We start from the raw sequence: 14052 nt of genomic DNA on the forward strand, positions 1-14052 counted from the left end.
TGATTTTAGGCGGATTTTTCATCCCCGTCAGCGTATCAGCGAATGAAGTGCTTGTCGCGGCCGATCAGGGTCAGTTCGACAAACTCGCTGCCGCTGTGATCTTTTTCGCTGTAATCGACCATCAGCCCGCCAAAATCATGCCGCTTCACGCCCTCCAGCGCCCGGATCAATCCTTCTCTGGTCAGATTTTTTCCGGCGCGGCGCAAACCTTCAACCATGACTTTGGCAGACACGAAACCTTCCATGGCGGCGTAGGACTCGGGCACTTTATATTCTTTTGCGAGCTGCTTGAATTCCTGCCCCAGAACCGTGGACAGCAAATGCGGCGCAGGCATGATCTGCGACACCATGATGCCGGCCGCGTCCTTGCCAAGACTGTCAATAAATGATTGTGAGGCATTGTTGGACAAGGTCATGATCTGCACGCCGCTGCCCGCAGCGCGCAAGCCTTTGATCAGCTCGGCGGCCGGGCCGGCAGAGGCGACCAGAATCAGTGCTTTTGCCTGTGAGGCCTGCACGGCCTGTACCGCTGCCCGGACATCCGGCTTGGTGCGGTCATAACTGACGATGGCAGACGGCTTTAAGCCTTTCATCTCCATCGCGGCGCGGAATCCTTCCAGTCCGTCCTGCCCGAAGCTGTCATCCACATGCAGAATCGCAATCTCTTTCAGGCCGATCGTGGAAAACTGCTCGACCGCTTTCCTGACTTCAGCCTGATAAGTGGCGCGCACATTGAACACATAATGATTCACGGGACGGTGAAATACGGCTGCACCGGTGCTGGGGGCAATCAGGGGAATTTTGTGTTCGGCCAGCAAGGGCAGCAGCATCTGGGTGTGCGGCGTGCCACGGCTCTGAAACAGTGCAAAGACATGCTCCTGCCGGATCAGTTTGTCGGCATTTTTCGCCGTCAGCGCCGGATCGAACTGATCATCCAGCGTGCGGACATCGATTTTGCGTCCGTAGATACCGCCAGCAGCATTGATTTTCGCAAAATACGCATTGGCGCCCGCCATCATTTCCCTGACCGGACCGGCAATCTGACCAGTCACGCCGACCGTCTGTCCCAGTAACAGGCTGGTCTCTGTCACGCCCTCTTCCGCGCTGGCGGACAAAGGGGAAAACATGGCACCGATCAGCAGGCCGGCGAACCAGCGCCGCCGCAATCCGAACAAATTCATGAAGTCTCCTGAATAGCGATTTTATGCTGCTGCATCGCCGGATGCGGCAGTCTTTTTCTGGCTACACTGTATATCGCCGATCTGCCAATCAGAACACTGGGGATACTACTTAGCCTGTCCCGGTGCAGTGTGGTTGCAAGGCCGCTGGCAGTATGGCTGTATCGGCCACACAGCGTCAGGATTTTGGCTGGCATCCGGCGCCAATCGGTTAAAATGCAGGGTTGCCTGGCACACGACGGCATTCCGCCAGTCTGTGCGCAGGATGAAATTGCATTTACCTCAAAGATTTTACTGATCCGCTATGCTCGATAATCTCACCCAACGCCTCGCCAAAGTCGTCAAAACCATGCGTGGCGAAGCCCGCCTGACGGAATCCAACACGGCCGACATGCTGCGCGAAGTCCGCATGGCCCTGCTGGAAGCCGACGTCGCCCTGCCTGCCGTCCGCGACCTGATTGCCCGCGTGAAGGAAAAAGCGATGGGCGAAGAAGTGCTTGCTTCGCTGACACCGGGTCAGGCGCTGGTCGGCGTGGTACAAAAAGAGCTGGCCGTGCTGATGGGCGCCGATCTGGGGGACGAAGCGGCACAGCTCAGTTTTGCCTGCCAGCCGCCTGCTATCATCCTGATGGCAGGTTTGCAGGGTGCCGGTAAAACCACGACCGTCGGCAAGCTGGCGAAATACCTGCGCGAGCAGAAAAAGAAAAAAGTCCTGACGGTTTCAGCCGACGTCTATCGGCCCGCTGCGATCACGCAGTTGCAAACGGTCACGGAACAGGTTGGCGCCGATTTTTTCCCTTCCACGCCGGATCAGAAGCCAGTGGATATTGCCCTGGCAGCGCTGGACTACGCCAAAAAGCATTTCCATGATGTCCTGCTGATCGATACCGCTGGCCGCCTGGGCATCGATGAGGCGATGATGCAGGAGATCGCTGCGGTGCACGCTGCGGTCCGTCCAATCGAAACCCTGTTTGTGGTCGATGCGATGCTCGGTCAGGATGCGGTCAACACCGCCAAGGCTTTTAACGATGCCTTGCCACTGACCGGCGTCGTGCTGACCAAGCTTGACGGTGACGCGCGCGGCGGTGCCGCCCTGTCGGTGCGCCACATCACCGGCAAACCGATCAAATTTGTCGGTGTCGCAGAAAAACTCGACGGACTGGAAGCCTTTGATGCCACACGCATGGCGAACCGGGTGCTGGGCATGGGCGACATCCTGGCGCTGGTGGAATCCGCCCAGAAAAGCATGGACGTCGAAGCGGCGCAGAATCTGGCGCACAAGCTCAAGGACGGCGGCAAGTTCGATATGAACGATTTCAAGATGCAGATTTCCCAGATGAAAAACATGGGCGGTCTGGCCGGGCTCATGGACAAGCTGCCGGCCCAGATGCAACAGGCCGCAGCGGGCGCCAATATGGATCAGGCCGAAAAATCCGTGCGGCGCATGGAAGGCATCATCAACTCCATGACGCCGTTGGAACGCGCCAAGCCGGAACTGATCAAGGCATCCCGCAAACGCCGGATTGCCGCCGGTGCCGGCGTGCAGATTCAGGAAGTCAACCGCATGCTGGCGCAGTTTGAACAGATGCAATCCATGATGAAAAAACTGCGTGGCGGCGGCATGATGAAAATGCTGCGCGGCATGAAAGGCATGATGCCCGGTAAGCGCTGATCACGGATTACGCAGGCGCAGCAATGGGCTGGCACAGAGGATAAATACCCGGTGCCAGCCATTTTTTTAGATAGAAATCCAACGAAGCGGGAATTTCTGCCGGATTTCTTAAAAAATTCCAAAAAAACACTTGCATCACCGGAAAAACCGCACCACTATGAGCGAAGCGTGAAGTAACGCAATGCGGGAACCTGGCAACACGCCTGCGTTCCGTCGATGAAATTTGTGAAGGAGGCTATGTATGGCAACAGCAACGAAGAAAACAGCAGCAAAACCAGCCGCAGCGGCCAAGAAACCAGCGGCAGAAAAACCGGCAGCGCGCAAGCCAAATGCCGCATTCATGAAGCCGATGACAATTTCCCCAACACTGGCAGCAGTCATTGGCGCAGCGCCGATGCCGCGTACTGAAGTGACCAAAAAAGTCTGGGAATACATCAAGAAGCACAATCTGCAAGACGCAGAAAACAAGCGCAACATCAACGCAGACGACAAGCTGAAAGCCGTTTTCGGTGGCAAGAAGCAGGTTTCTATGTTTGAAATGACCAAACTGATCTCCGGCCATCTGTCCTGATTTCAGGCGCAGTCAGCGCCAGTTGCTTTGGGAAACTTCATGGGAAGTCTGCCCCATCCCAAACAAAAATGCCCGCATCGCGCGGGCATTTTTGTTTCCGGAGTCAGCTGAAATATTCAGGCTTTGCCGGATGCTGAAACCGTATCAGCCGTTACGGTTTTTATATTCCCAGTTTTTCCAGTTGGCCAGCACCGCGTTCGGATATTCTGGCCTGCCACGACTGCCGTTGTAACGGCCCAGTGCGAGAAACAGGTCACCCTTTTCCATATCGAGATACAAGCGCAGAATAGAGCAGCCATAGCGCAGATTGGTCTGCATCTGGAACAGCTTGGTCGCATCGCCATCCCCGATCGCACGCGACCAGAATGGCATCACCTGCATGTAACCACGGGCTCCGGCGGTGGAAGTGGCGTATTTGCGGAAACCGGATTCCACCTGCATTAACCCCATCACCATTGCCGTATCCAGACCGGCACGTTTTGATTCGTACCAGATGGTTTCCAGCAGTTCGATACGGGTCTGATAATCGGGTATCCGTTTTGCCAGCCGGGACGACATTTCACCCAGCCAGTGCAAATAACGAATACGGTCTTCGATATGGCTGAAATCGGGCTTCGGAGGACGCGGGTCAGCAATGGCTCTTGACAGCGCCAGCCGGACCGAATCGGCCATCGCCTCTTCCTGCTGATTACCGGCATAGACCGCACATGCCGGAAACAGCAGCATCAGCCACAACAGACGGCGAACTACAGCAAACAAACTGAACATGCTTTCCGATGACAAAAAAACGTGAAATCGGGGGAGTATCTGTAATTTCCGAGCGTTTGTCATTGTAAACAAAGGCTCGTTTTAGATACTCCCCCCAGTATTTTAAGCACCAGCAAGCTTGCCCTGAACGAAAGCCAGCATCCCGGCAACCGGAATATTGGTTGCCGCAGCGTCGCGGCGTCCGACATATTCCAGCTGACCTTCCTTCAGACCACGGTCACCGATGACGACCCGGTGCGGCACGCCAATCAGCTCCCAGTCTGCAAACATGGCGCCTGGACGTTCGCCACGATCATCCAGGATCACGTCGATACCGGCGTCCAGCATGGCCTGATACAGCTTTTCGGTCTCCGCTTTGACGGCTTCGCTGCGATCCATACCCATCGGACAGATCACGACTTCAAACGGGGCAATCGCAGTCGGCCAGATAATGCCTTTGTCGTCGAAATTCTGCTCAATCGCCGCGCCCAGAATCCGGGTCACGCCGATACCGTAGCAACCCATTTGCAACAACTGCGGCTTACCGTTTTCATCGAGGAAAGTCGCCTTCATGTCTTCCGAATAACGGGTGCCGAGCTGGAAAACGTGACCGACTTCGATACCGCGCTGAATTGCCAGCACACCCTTGCCGTCCGGCGAAGGGTCGCCGTCGACGACGTTGCGCAGATCGGCAACCACCGGTTCCGGCAAATCACGTCCCCAGTTGGCGCCGGTAAAATGGAAATCGGCTTCATTCGCGCCGCAGACAAAATCCGCCATATTCGCCACGGTGCGATCCGCAACCACGTTCACTGGTTTGCGGGTATTGATCGGTCCCAGGTAACCCGGTTTGGTACCGAACCATTCCACGATTTCGGATTCAGTCGCAAAACGGTAGTTCGCAAGGCCCGCGACCTTACTGGTTTTCACTTCATTCAGCTCATGATCGCCGCGCAGCAGCAGCAGCCAGACCTGCTTGTCTTCTTCTTTTTCGCCTTCCACGGTCAGAACGATGGATTTCACGGTGTTCTGCAAAGGAATCGCAAGCAGCTCCGCCACATCTTCACACTTGGCTTTGCCCGGTGTCGCGGTCTTGGTCAACGCCGCGCTGGCAGCAGGACGTGTCGCAGACAAGGCGACCGCTTCGGCAGCTTCCATGTTGGCAGCGTAATCGGAAGTCGGGCAATACACCAGCGCGTCTTCGCCGGTTTCGGCAATCACGTGGAACTCGTGCGAACCGGAGCCGCCAATCGCGCCGTTATCGGCAGCAACAGCGCGGAATTGCAGGCCGAAACGCTGGAAAATGCGGGTATAAGCGTCGTACATGATCTGGTACGACTGCTTCAGGCCTTCCGCATTGCGGTCAAACGAGTACGCATCTTTCATCGTGAATTCACGGCCACGCATCAGGCCGAAACGCGGACGGCGCTCATCACGGAATTTGGTCTGGATATGGTAAAAATTAATCGGCAGCTGACGGTAAGAACGGATTTCCGAACGCACCACGTCGGTGATCGCCTCTTCGGAAGTCGGCTGGATAATGTAATCACGTCCGTGGCGGTCTTTGACGCGCATCAGCTCCGGTCCCATCTTGTCCCAGCGGCCGGTTTCCTGCCACAGTTCGGCTGGCTGCACGACCGGCATCAGCATCTCTATGGCACCGGCCCGGTTCATTTCTTCCCGGATAATATTTTCCACTTTACGGATGATGCGCAAGCCCATCGGCATGTAGTTATAAATGCCGGAACCGAGGCGTTTGATCATCCCGGCACGCATCATCAGTTTGTGGCTGACGATCTCTGCATCGGCAGGGGCTTCTTTCAGTGTGGAAATAAAAAATCGGGTAGCTCGCATGACAGTGATTCTTTTTAAATGGAAGGTTATAATCAACTCAATTTTAAAGGATTAGCTGGCTAATGCGCCCACTCTTTGCATATTTGATGAAGGAAACCGCGTTTTGTTCGCCAGACTTGATGCTGCCCGTTCCCGGATCGGCATATTTTTGACGTAACCAACGCATTCAATTGCTTTTCAATTGCAGGATAAGCCGTTTAGCCACAGAAAGTTTTGAGGTTAAACATGCTAGATCGTGAAGGCTTCCGCCCTAACGTCGGCATAATTTTGCTGAATGCCAACAATCAGGTCTGGTGGGGCAAGCGTGTGCGCGAGCACTCCTGGCAATTCCCACAAGGCGGGATCAAATATGGCGAATCTCCTGAGCAGGCGATGTTTCGTGAACTGGAAGAAGAAACAGGACTGCTGCCGGAGCATGTCAAAATTATCGGCCGCACCCGTGACTGGTTACGCTATGAAGTACCGGATCATTTTATCAAACGCGAAATCCGCGGACATTACCGTGGACAAAAGCAAATCTGGTTTCTGCTGCGCATGATAGGCAGGGATTGCGATGTCAATCTGCGGGCATCGAATCATCCTGAATTTGATGCCTGGCGCTGGCATGAATACTGGGTGCCGCTGGATGTCGTGATTGAATTCAAGCGCGATGTGTACCAGCTCGCCCTGCAGGAACTGTCGCGTTATATCCACCGCAACGACCATCCTGCGACGCACCGGCAACGCAACAGGCAAAACCAGAAACCATCTCCTGCGCTGTCCACCGACACTGAACAGGAAAAATCGGAATAAACTATGCCAGACCTGATAATTCGCCGTATCCGCGCTCTTGCCGCCATCCCCCTGCTGATGCTGCTGCACCTGCCTTTGACGTCGGCAGCCGGCCAGCAGACAAAGCCGCCGGAAGACGATGAAGCCAGCAAGGAATGGCTGGAAACTGCGCTGCAGTTACCGGCCGCACCGACTGCTGAGAATCTGATCACGTTTTACAACAGCGGCAGCCAGTCTTTTGCGGTAGACCGTCTTTCGCTGTCCGTCGCAAAAGACGGCACCGTACGCTACACACTGATTGCAACCAGCAGCAGCGGAGTGAAAAACACCAGTTACGAAGCGATCCGCTGCGAAACATATGAGAAAAAACTGTATGCGTTCGGACGGACAGATGGCACCTGGTCTGCTTCCCGCCGCCAGGTCTGGGATCGCATCTCCAACACCGGTGCCAATAAACAGCACCATGTGCTGTTTACTGAGTATTTCTGCGATGGCACCACGCTTGCCGGAAAAGCACCGGAACTGCTGGATCGCCTGCAAGGGAAGCGGGTTCCCTACAGCCGCTGACCCATCACAGTCACACTGACAAGCTGCCCATAAAAAAGGACGCCGCAGCGTCCTTTTTTCATACTGTTCATGCACATCCGGTTACAACAACACCAGATTATCCCGGTGTATGAGTTCCGGCTCCTCGACAAAACCCAGTATGTTCAGGATTTCCGCAGAAGGTTTGCGGCGGATCCGGCGGGCATCAGCACTGGCATAATTCGACAGCCCGCGGGCAATCGCCCTGCCTGCCTCATCCACGCAGGTAATCACTTCGCCACGGCCAAATTCACCCGTCACATCCAGCACACCGATCGGCAATAAAGACTTGCCGTCCTGAGTCAGTTTCAATACGGCGCCGGCATCCAGCACCACCTTACCTACCGTCTGTAAATGGTCCGCCATCCATTGTTTGCGGGCTGCCAGCGGCGCCATGTCTGAAATCAGCTGCGTGCCGATCGCTTCACCCTGCGCCAGACGCAGCAGCACATTGTCTTCCCGCCCCCAGGCAATCACGGTGTGCGCGCCGGAACTGGCAGCACGCTTGGCCGCCAGAATCTTGGTCAGCATTCCGCCACTGCCCAGACTGGAACCCGCGCCGCCGGCCATCGCTTCCAGCGCAGCATCTCCGGCCCTGGCTTCATGGACAAATTCCGCCTCCGGATTTTTACGCGGATCAGCGGTGTACAAACCTTTCTGGTCCGTCAGGATAATCAGCGCATCAGCCTCAATCAGATTCGCCACCAGAGCGCCAAGCGTATCGTTATCGCCAAATTTGATTTCATCAGTGACCACCGTGTCATTTTCATTAATGATCGGCACCACGCCAAAACCGAGCAAAGTAAACAGCGTGGAACGCGCATTCAGATAACGCTCCCGGTCAGCCAGATCGGCATGTGTCAGCAAAATCTGCGCAGTTCCGGTCTGATGGGCCCGAAAACTGGTTTCGTAAATCTGGGCCAGTCCCATTTGCCCGACGGCAGCACAGGCCTGCAGCTCGTGGATTCCGGTAGGACGCTTGTCAAATCCCAGCCGTTGCCGTCCTTCGGCAATCGCCCCGGAGCTGACCAGCACCACCTCTTTTCCCATGGCGCGCAGCGCAGCAATTTGCGCTGCCCATTTTTCGATGGCAATACGATCCAGCCCTTTCCCATCATTCGTCACTAAAGAAGAACCGACTTTGATGATCAGGCGTCGCGCATGTTGGATCACAGAGTGCATAAAAAACCAGACAGAAATAAATTCAGAATGTCCAGATTATACTTTATGCCGAAAAATGCTTGTTATTCTGAATTAAATTCAGAACAAATAAAATTTTATTGATCATTGTCCTGAAAATTTGCATTCAGAAACTATCCGCATTGATCGCTGAGCGATTCATTTTCAGCATAAAAAAAGCCTGACACCAGCGTGTCAGGCTTTTCATCGATATCAGATAATCATTCTTCAATGATTTTAAAACGGGGATCATCCGGATCAATCGACAGGATACCCTGCGCCTCTTCTTTCATCTGGGTTTCCTGGGAGCGTTGCTCCTGCGTTCTCTTCTGCTCCAGATAAGCGTAAATCTCGGTAATCAGATCATCACAACCTTCACGGTTCAGAGCGGAAATTTCAAATACCGGACCTTTCCAGCCGAAGCGCTTGACGAAGTCTTTGACTTTCTTTTTGCGCTCATCGTCATTTAATACGTCAAGCTTGTTCAGCACCAGCCAACGCGGCTTTTCATACAGGCTTTCATCGTATTTGCGCAACTCCTTGATCAAAGCCTTGGCTTCCTTGACCGGATCGACATTTTCGTCAAATGGAGCCAGATCAACAATGTGCAGCAACAAACCGGTGCGCTGCAAATGCTTGAGGAACTGAATCCCCAAACCGGCACCGTCCGCTGCTCCCTCAATCAACCCTGGAATGTCTGCAATCACGAAACTTTTTTCATGACTGACGCGCACCATCCCCAGATTCGGGTGCAAGGTGGTGAATGGATAATCGGCAATCTTCGGGCGTGCGTTCGAGACAGCGGTAATGAAGGTCGATTTACCTGCATTCGGCATCCCCAGCAAACCAACGTCTGCCAGGACCTTCAGCTCCAGACGCAATTCGCGGCGCTCACCTTCCTTGCCTTCGGTACGCTGACGCGGCGCGCGGTTGGTCGAGGTCTTGAAGTGGATGTTGCCCCAGCCGCCTTCGCCGCCTTTGACCAGTTCAACTTGCTGTCCATGTTCGGTCAGGTCAGCAATCACTTCGTCGGTATTGCGGTCGGTAATTAAGGTTCCGACTGGCATGCGCAGGAAGATATCGTCGGCACCTTTGCCGTAACAATCAGCACCACGCCCGTTTTCGCCATCCTTGGCTTTATGCAGCTTGGAAAAACGGTAGTCAACCAGTGTATTAATATTGCGATCGGCCACTGCCCAGATACTGCCGCCACGGCCGCCATCGCCACCGTCCGGACCACCGAACGGACGGAATTTTTCGCGGCAAAAAGAGGCGACACCGTTACCGCCATCGCCAGCGATGACTTCAATTCTGGCTTCGTCAATAAATTTCATTTTTAAGCACCTAAAAAAGCTTGTATAAATCTTTGTTACCCAAATGGAACAATGGATTTATACAGGATCTCTCACAGACAATTTTTTTTGAACCAGCAGGGTTACATACCATTGTCCTGGCTAGGTGCTGCGATGCAGACAATCACATGCGGGACAAGGAGCTGTCATTCTGTCAGGGGAATTTTGCGTCAATACTAAACTAAAAAGGCTCTACCAATGGCAGAGCCTTTTTATTGTACTGGCTTGCGCCCTGGTTTGAATTACTTCAAAACGAACTCATCAAACCTTAAGCTGCAACAACAATTGCGTACTGGTGCTTGTTGGCACCTTTGATTGCAAATTGTACTTTGCCGTCAACCAGAGCAAACAAAGTGTGATCTTTGCCCATACCAACGTTTTCACCAGCGTGTACACGTGTACCGCGTTGACGAACGATGATACCGCCAGCATTGATTGCCTGGCCGCCGTAAACTTTAACGCCTAAGCGTTTCGACTCTGAGTCACGGCCGTTGCGCGTGGTGCCGCCGCCTTTTTTGTGTGCCATTTAATAGCTCCTTGATACAGGTAATAAACAATTAACCGGGAGGATTAACCGTTGATAGATACGATTTGCAGTTCAGTGTAGTTTTGGCGGTGGCCTTGACGCTTCTGGTAATGCTTACGACGACGCATTTTGAAAATGCGTACTTTGTCGTGACGACCGTGATCTACTACCTTAGCCAGCACCGTAGCACCTGCGACCAATGGAGCACCAAATTTAATGGTCTCACCCGCGCCCAATGCGAGCACTTGATCAATGGTGATTTCGGAGCCAATGTCTGCAGGTATCTGTTCTACTTTAAGTTTTTCACCGGCAACAACTTTATATTGTTTGCCACCGGTTTTTATGACCGCGTACATGGGAAACCTCATCAAATAAATAAAAAGAATTTTCTCCGCCCTGCCCATTACTGCCCGGGGAATTCGGGAAAACCCCAAATTATACATAGGCTGCAGCCTCAAGTCAAAGACAATTTGCACATTTTTTCAGCAGCCAATATACTGCCGCTGTCCCGGAATTGAGTGAACTTTCATGCTGCACATCAAAATCCGGCGTTCTTGCTATAGGTAACAGCGCAAATTCGATGACGGCGTCGTATAATCTCGCGGTCTTGGATTATTTAGCAGGATTCCCCTTGTCTGCCACTGCAAACCACAACCCCATTACTGAAGTGATTGCCACGGATATGTCGGCAGTCAATCAGGTTATCCGTCAGCAATTGCATTCCGACGTCACCCTGGTCAACCAGATTGCCGAATACATCATCAGTGCCGGCGGTAAGCGCATCCGTCCGATTCTCGTGTTGCTGATTGCCAATGCTTACGGATATCAGGGAAAACATCATCACGAACTGGCGGCGATCGTGGAATTTATTCACACCGCAACGCTGTTGCACGATGATGTGGTCGACGAATCTTCCCTGCGGCGCGGACGCCAGACCGCCAATGCCTTATTCGGCAATGCTGCCTCGGTGCTGGTTGGCGACTTCCTGTACTCCCGCGCTTTTCAGATGATGGTGTCGATCAACAGCATGCGCGTCATGCAAATCATGGCGGATGCCACCAATGTGATTGCCGAAGGGGAAGTTCTGCAATTGCTGAATATGCATGATCCGGATGTCACCGAAGAACGTTACCTGCAGGTTATCCGCTCCAAGACAGCCAAGCTGTTTGAAGCCGCTGCCGAAGTCGGGGCGCTGATTGCCGGCGCAAATGACGAGCAGATCAGCGCTGCGGGAGAATATGGGCGGAGCATCGGCACCGCATTTCAGTTAATCGACGATGTGCTGGACTATTCCGGAAATGCAGAAGACATCGGTAAAAATGTCGGCGATGATCTGCGTGAGGGCAAGCCAACCCTGCCCCTGATTTATCTGATGAAAAACGGCACCGATGCAGACAAAGAACTGGTGCGCTCATGCATTGAGCAGGGTGACGAATCGCAGTTTGACCGAATTCTGAGCGCCATCACCAGCTCCGGCGCGCTCGACTATACCCGGCGGGAAGCCATCCAGGCGGCGGAACGGGCCGCGGCAGCCGTCGCCACCTTGCCCGCATCGTCTTACAAAGAAGCACTCCTCACACTGAGTCAGTTTGCGGTACACCGCAATCACTGATCAACCGCAACCCCGCTCAAAATACCTATTTGCGATTGCCTTGATACAGGCAGTCGCAATTCGCTCTCCCTATCGGCAATATCCAGCCGCCAGCAGCATTATTAAAGCCCCCTCCCTTCGCACAAAGGCAACAGATCACGCATCCCGCTTGCCCCCAGTTGTAAAAATAAGTAGCTGAGCTTTACAAAACAAAGTATCGGCTGCATTATCCCGAAGCAACTGATTGATTTGGCAAACTTTACCTACTAATCATTATGTCCGCCGTCCCCCCCAATTCTGCATCACAGGTTTCGACACCCGGTCTGGCGAGGGCCTTATTGCAAGGTAATCTGCTGACTCCGGTGCAGGTTGACACCATTGTCAAAAAAACGCAGCAGGATAAGACTCCGTTTATTGATGAGCTGCTGCAAAGCAAACACATGAACGCGCGCGATCTGGCCAGTTTTTGTTCGGATACCTTCGGCTATCCCTTACTGGATTTAACGGTCATTAATGAAAGCCTGCTGCCGGACAAGCTGGTGGACCATAAACTCATGCAGACACAGCGCCTGCTCCCGATTGCCAAAAAGGGGAACAAGCTTGCACTGGCAGTATCCGATCCCACCAATAATTCAGCATTTGATCAGGTCAAGTTCCAGACCAGTCTGAGCATCGAACTGATCATGGTGCAGCATGACGTGCTGCTGAAATTACTGGAAAAAATCAGTAAAACCTCAGAACAGAACCTGAATGAATTGTCAGGAGACGATTTTGATCTGGATTTCAAGGACGATGATGCCACCCTCGCAGCGAATGCCGCTGCCGATGCGCAGGCCAATGAAGTCGATGATGCGCCGATAGTCCGTTTCCTGCAAAAAATGCTGGTCGACGCGATTAACATGGGCGCATCCGATCTGCATTTTGAGCCTTTCGAAAAATTTTATCGTATCCGTTTCAGGGTTGACGGCGAGTTGCGGGAAATTGCCCAGCCGCCACTGGCAATCAAAGATAAACTTTCGTCCCGGATCAAGGTTATTTCCAAACTCGATATCTCTGAAAAACGCGTGCCGCAAGACGGCAGGATGAAACTGGTACTGAGCCCCACCAAATCGATTGATTTCCGTGTCAGCACTTTACCGACGCTGTTTGGCGAAAAAATCGTGATGCGTATTCTGGACGGCTCTCAGGCACAGATGGGGATTGATGCACTGGGTTATGACCCGGATCAGAAAGAAACCCTGATGAACGCGATCCAGCGCCCTTACGGCATGGTGCTCGTTACAGGGCCGACCGGTTCGGGAAAAACAGTTTCCCTGTATACCTGCCTGAATGTGATCAACAAACCCGGCATCAATATTTCGACTGCCGAAGATCCCGCTGAGATTAACTTACCCGGCGTCAATCAGGTGAACGTCAACGATAAAGCCGGCCTGACGTTTGCCGCTGCGCTCAAATCTTTCCTGCGTCAGGATCCGGACGTGATCATGGTCGGTGAGATCCGTGACCTGGAAACAGCGGATATCGCGATCAAGGCGGCGCAAACCGGTCATATGGTGTTTTCCACGCTGCACACGAACGATGCGCCATCCACGCTGACGCGTTTGATGAACATGGGCGTGGCACCGTTCAATATTGCCTCCTCGGTCATCCTGATCACCGCGCAGCGGCTGGCGCGCAGGCTCTGCACCTGCAAACGCCCGGCGGACATTCTTGACGAGGTGTTGCTGCAGGCCGGCTTTAAAGAGGAAGATCTCGACGGCAGCTGGAAACCTTACGAACCAGTTGGCTGCGAGCGTTGCAGCGGCAATGGTTATAAAGGTCGCGTCGGTATTTATCAGCTGATGCCGATTTCGGAAGATATTGAGAGAATTATTCTCAACAGCGGCAGTGCAATGGAAATTGAAGCCCAGGCCCAGAACGAAGGCATCCGTAACCTCCGCCAGTCCGGCCTGTTAAAAGTGAAGCAAGGACTGACCAGTCTTGAAGAAGTTCTAGGATGCACTAACGAATAAGCGGAGAGCAGTTA

General features: G+C 53.4%; 13 protein-coding genes. 6 read left to right on the top strand and 7 right to left on the bottom strand.

All coding sequences use genetic code 11. The annotated features are described in order from the left end of the window. Positions 1-35: 35 nt before the first annotated feature. On the bottom strand, positions 36-1181 hold the full coding sequence (locus H8K27_RS10020) for an ABC transporter substrate-binding protein (protein WP_230419149.1): 1146 nt from the start codon (positions 1179-1181) through the stop codon (positions 36-38). Between the two features lie 301 nt (positions 1182-1482). On the opposite strand from H8K27_RS10020, the gene ffh reads away from it, so the two are divergent. Further along, the gene (gene ffh / locus H8K27_RS10025; RefSeq protein ID WP_186863024.1) at positions 1483-2850 is read left to right on the top strand and encodes a signal recognition particle protein; all 1368 of its coding nucleotides are present in this window, start codon (positions 1483-1485) and stop codon (positions 2848-2850) included. Positions 2851-3091: 241 nt separating this feature from the next. Then, complete coding sequence (locus H8K27_RS10030; RefSeq protein ID WP_176802828.1) at positions 3092-3421, top strand: SWIB/MDM2 domain-containing protein; 330 nt, start codon at positions 3092-3094, stop codon at positions 3419-3421. 144 nt (positions 3422-3565) lie between these two features. On the opposite strand, the gene H8K27_RS10035 is transcribed toward H8K27_RS10030, so the two are convergent. Together H8K27_RS10035 and H8K27_RS10040 are read right to left on the bottom strand one after the other, a co-directional pair. After that, entirely contained in the window at positions 3566-4189 is a 624-nt protein-coding gene (locus H8K27_RS10035; RefSeq protein ID WP_408058432.1) for a lytic transglycosylase domain-containing protein, read from the bottom strand. A gap of 102 nt (positions 4190-4291) precedes the next feature. Further along, positions 4292-6022, bottom strand: a complete 1731-nt coding sequence (locus H8K27_RS10040) for a proline--tRNA ligase (RefSeq protein WP_186863025.1) — start codon at positions 6020-6022, stop codon at positions 4292-4294. Positions 6023-6247: 225 nt separating this feature from the next. On the opposite strand from H8K27_RS10040, the gene H8K27_RS10045 reads away from it, so the two are divergent. Further along, positions 6248-6814 carry an RNA pyrophosphohydrolase gene (locus H8K27_RS10045; protein ID WP_186863026.1) on the top strand — a complete coding sequence of 189 codons (567 nt, stop codon included), beginning with the start codon at positions 6248-6250 and terminating at the stop codon, positions 6812-6814. A 3-nt stretch (positions 6815-6817) separates the two neighbouring features. Further along, positions 6818-7360 (top strand): CNP1-like family protein, encoded by a 543-nt coding sequence (locus H8K27_RS10050; RefSeq protein WP_186863027.1) that lies wholly within the window; start codon positions 6818-6820, stop codon positions 7358-7360. Positions 7361-7441: 81 nt separating this feature from the next. Here H8K27_RS10050 and proB read toward each other — a convergent pair whose 3' ends face one another. From proB to rplU, 4 genes are all read right to left on the bottom strand, one after another. Further along, the gene (proB, locus tag H8K27_RS10055) at positions 7442-8560 is read right to left on the bottom strand and encodes a glutamate 5-kinase (protein ID WP_186863028.1); all 1119 of its coding nucleotides are present in this window, start codon (positions 8558-8560) and stop codon (positions 7442-7444) included. A 218-nt stretch (positions 8561-8778) separates the two neighbouring features. Beyond that, the gene (gene obgE / locus H8K27_RS10060; protein ID WP_186863029.1) at positions 8779-9891 is read right to left on the bottom strand and encodes a GTPase ObgE; all 1113 of its coding nucleotides are present in this window, start codon (positions 9889-9891) and stop codon (positions 8779-8781) included. 286 nt (positions 9892-10177) lie between these two features. Further along, positions 10178-10435, bottom strand: coding sequence for a 50S ribosomal protein L27 (gene rpmA / locus H8K27_RS10065; RefSeq protein ID WP_176802834.1), 258 nt, complete (start codon positions 10433-10435; stop codon positions 10178-10180). 44 nt (positions 10436-10479) lie between these two features. Continuing rightward, positions 10480-10791: a 50S ribosomal protein L21 gene (gene rplU, locus H8K27_RS10070; protein WP_162020347.1), complete on the bottom strand. Its 312-nt coding sequence runs from the start codon at positions 10789-10791 to the stop codon at positions 10480-10482. Between the two features lie 275 nt (positions 10792-11066). Between rplU and ispB the strand changes: the two genes are divergently transcribed. Both ispB and pilB read left to right on the top strand, forming a co-directional pair. Beyond that, a complete protein-coding gene (ispB, locus tag H8K27_RS10075; protein ID WP_268977342.1) occupies positions 11067-12047 on the top strand; it encodes an octaprenyl diphosphate synthase in 981 nt (326 codons plus the stop codon). A gap of 254 nt (positions 12048-12301) precedes the next feature. After that, positions 12302-14038, top strand: a complete 1737-nt coding sequence (gene pilB / locus H8K27_RS10080; protein ID WP_186863031.1) for a type IV-A pilus assembly ATPase PilB — start codon at positions 12302-12304, stop codon at positions 14036-14038. The last annotated feature ends 14 nt before the right edge of the window (positions 14039-14052 follow it).

This window comes from Cognatundibacterium griseum, assembly GCF_014284195.1.
Lineage (GTDB): Bacteria > Pseudomonadota > Gammaproteobacteria > Burkholderiales > Burkholderiaceae_D > Undibacterium > Undibacterium griseum.